Annotated in this window: 4 protein-coding genes and 1 pseudogene; 3 read left to right on the forward strand and 2 right to left on the reverse strand. The window is 66.7% G+C overall.

Annotated elements, in window-relative coordinates:
- Positions 1-98: 98 nt before the first annotated feature.
- Positions 99-1,052, reverse strand: coding sequence for an amidohydrolase family protein (locus AC1DSO_RS24560; RefSeq protein WP_477071298.1), 954 nt, complete (start codon positions 1,050-1,052; stop codon positions 99-101).
- 307 nt (positions 1,053-1,359) lie between these two features.
- On the opposite strand from AC1DSO_RS24560, the gene AC1DSO_RS24565 reads away from it, so the two are divergent.
- Positions 1,360-1,761: a DUF1489 family protein gene (locus tag AC1DSO_RS24565; RefSeq protein ID WP_477071299.1), complete on the forward strand. Its 402-nt coding sequence runs from the start codon at positions 1,360-1,362 to the stop codon at positions 1,759-1,761.
- Between the two features lie 74 nt (positions 1,762-1,835).
- Complete coding sequence (locus AC1DSO_RS24570; protein WP_156396102.1) at positions 1,836-1,922, forward strand: hypothetical protein; 87 nt, start codon at positions 1,836-1,838, stop codon at positions 1,920-1,922.
- A gap of 10 nt (positions 1,923-1,932) precedes the next feature.
- Here AC1DSO_RS24570 and panC read toward each other — a convergent pair whose 3' ends face one another.
- Positions 1,933-2,784: a pantoate--beta-alanine ligase gene (panC, locus tag AC1DSO_RS24575; protein ID WP_477071300.1), complete on the reverse strand. Its 852-nt coding sequence runs from the start codon at positions 2,782-2,784 to the stop codon at positions 1,933-1,935.
- 218 nt (positions 2,785-3,002) lie between these two features.
- Between panC and mipZ the strand changes: the two are divergent.
- Positions 3,003-3,228 (forward strand): annotated as a pseudogene (mipZ, locus tag AC1DSO_RS24580) (division plane-positioning ATPase MipZ); the annotation flags it as partial.

The raw sequence follows: 3,228 nt of genomic DNA on the forward strand, positions 1-3,228 counted from the left end.
TCCAGGGGCTTCGCCTACCCTCTCACCCTCCCACCGCTACGCGGCGGGCCCCTCCCTCTCTCCATGAGAGAGGGGTTTTCTGCACGCACCGCCAGGCCCTAGGCCTCCGCCAGTTTGTAGAAGCGGACCGCGTTGTCGTGGAAGATGTCCTGCTTCTGGGCCTCGGTCAGGAACGTGGCCGCCTCGACGGCCTGGACCGAAAGGCCAATCGCGTCGGGCCAGAACATGTGATCCGAGCCGAACATGATGCGCTTGCTGAAGCCGGCCTCCACCAACTGACGCAGGATGCCGTGGAAGGCGGGGCGCGGCATCAGCCAGGCCAGCGCGCCGGTGTCGAGGTTCACGTTCGGATACAGCATCAGGATGGCGATCGTCTCTTCGAGATAGGGCCAGCCGCCATGCATCAGGTTCAGGCGTAGCTTCGGATGCTTGTTGAGCGCCTCCTCGACATATTCGGGATTGCCCAGACGCGCTCGGGCCGTGCGGCAGCAGGGGTCGAAGGTGGTTCCGCCGGGCATCGAGCCGGTGTGCAGCGCCACCGGGATATCGAACTCCTCGGCGAGCGACAGGTAAGGGTCGTATTTCGGGTCGCCGAGCGGCAGGCCGGCATATTGCGAGGTCACCTCGCCCAGCACCTTGATGCTGCCGTCGGCGAACGCCTTGCGCAGTGTGTCGAGCGGCGGCAGCGGCGTGTCGTCGGAGCCACGGACGCCCGCGCCGGCGACGAAACGGGCGGGATCGCGATCATGCCAGTCGGTCGCGGCCTTCAGCCGATCGCCGTCGCCGCCGCTGACGATGCCCTTGACCACATTGTGCCGCTTCATTTCCGCGATGCAGGCTTCCATGTGCTCCGCGCCATTGCGTATGGGGCTCTTGGCGCCGGTGATCGGATTGACGATCGGATCGGTGAAGGCGGTCGAGGCGGGATAGGCGTGCATGTGCACGTCGATGATGCGGCGCGGCTTCGTGGGGGCGGCCAGCACGCCGGGCRCGACCGTCGCGGCGACGGCGCCGCCGCCCAGCCTCAGGAAGTCCCTGCGTCCAATAGGCATCTCTTCGCTCCCACGGTCATGCTGCCGAGCGTTGTTGATTAGAGCAGGCGGTGAAGCGGAGAAATGATCTGGGAGGTCATGGCGGCGGGAAAGCGCGGCCTCGGCGACATACGCCCCAAACAGAACCGCCGCTGCGGACGGCCCCCCACTAGGCGTCCGTAACGGCGGCGCCGGGCATAAGCCCGCCGCGTCCCCACAAGAACGCGATGGCCTATTCGATAACGTTGTCATGCGAGGCGTCGATCGGTTTCGCTCGCCGGGCGAGCCGACATGTTGCCTCGCCCCAAATGCGCGCTATCTAGCGCCCATGGCGTTGCACATCATCAAGCTGGTCGTCGGCTGCGACACGATCGAAGATCTCCTGGCCTGGCACAAGGAAGCCGACCGTCCCTGGATCATGCACACCCGCATGACGCCCAAGCGAATCGACGAGGTCCTGGACGGCGGCTCGCTGTATCGGGTCATCAAGGGCCAGATCCTGTGCCGCCAGAAGATCCTGGCCATCGACACGGTCGGCGCCGGACCGGCCTCGCGCTGCGAAGTGACCGTGGATCCGCCGATCATCCGGGTGGCGCCGCAGCCGCGCCGGGCCTTCCAGGGGTGGCGCTACCTGAAGCCCGAGGACGTTCCCCCCGACCTGACCGAGGCGGAGGCCGCCGATCTGCCGGCCGATCTCGCGCGGCAATTGCGCGAAATCGGCGCCTGGTGACTTTTGGGCGAGTTGTTAGTCAAATAGCAACCAGGACGGGCGTCATCTTGTCGCAGGGACATGGAGGGATGACGATGAAAGCCGGTTACGCCGCCCTGGGTGTGGGCATGCTGTTCGTGGGCATGATCGTGGGGCTTCTGATCGCCCTGAAGCCCATCTAAAGCAGCCAATTCACCCGACGTCCATATTGTCGATCAGCCGCGTCTTGCCCAACCACGCGGCGATCAGGATCCGCCCTCTGACCTCGCCGATCGGACCTGGCCCCAGGCGGGAAAGGTCACTGGCCTCGCGCACCTCGACATAGTCCACCTGACCAAAGCCGGCCGCCTTCAGGGCGGCCGTCGCTGTCTGTTCGGCCTCGTCGATCCGCCCGCCGGCGGCCACGTGGGCGGCCGCGGCCTTCATGGCCCTTGGCAAGGCGACAGCCGCCGCGCGTTCTTCCGCCGACAGGTAGGCGTTGCGCGAGGACAGGGCCAGGCCGTCCTCGGCCCGCGCGGTCGGGGCGCCGACGATCTCGATCGGAATGTCGAGGTCGCGCGTCATGCGCTTGACCACCTGCAGCTGCTGATAGTCCTTCTCGCCGAACACGGCGACGTCGGCTTGCGACTGGATGAAGAGCTTGGCCACCACCGTCGCGACCCCGCCGAAGAACTGCGGACGCGCCGCGCCTTCCAGCGGTTCGGAGACGCCCGAGACCGACACCGTGGTCGAAAAGCCCGGCGCGTACATCTCGGTCCCGTTCGGCGCGAACATCAGGTCGCAGCCGACCGAGGCCAGCTTCTCGGCGTCGATCGCCTCGCCGCGGGGATAGGCGTCGAAATCCTCGTGCGGGGCGAACTGCTTGGGATTGACGAAGACGCTGGTGATGACGCGCTGGGCCTTCGCCTGGGCGATGCGGATCAGCGACAGGTGGCCCTCGTGCAGAGCGCCCATGGTCGGGACCAGGGCCACGCGCTGGCCAGCGGCCTTCCAGGCGCGCACCTGCTCGCGCATCTCGGCGACGGTGCGAACGATGCTGGTCATGCTTTCGAGCTCCACGCGGACAGGCCGCGCTTATGACGCCGGGGCGCTCGCAGGTCCACCATGCCCTTGGGAGAACCCGCCCACGCTTGGTGGGTCCTGGCGTAGGTGCGACAATTAAGCTTGTGGATTGAACCGGTTGACCCGCTAGGGCCGGAGTAACATCGTGTTAACCTTCAGTCCAAGGTCGCGCGAGTCGCGATGCATCAAGGATCGATCACATGGCCGAAACGCGCGTCATCGTCGTCGGCAACGAGAAGGGTGGGGCGGGCAAGTCCACGATCGCCGTCCACCTGGCCACCGCGCTGCTGTACGGCGGCGCCAAGGTCGCCGTGCTCGACCTCGACCTTCGCCAGCGCACCTCGGGCCGGTTCTTCGAGAACCGCCGGGCCTGGCTGGCCAGCAAGAAGCTGGACCTGCCCGAGCCGTTGTCGCTGAGCCTCAGCG

It is taken from the genome of Caulobacter sp. P4_E5, from assembly GCF_056401555.1.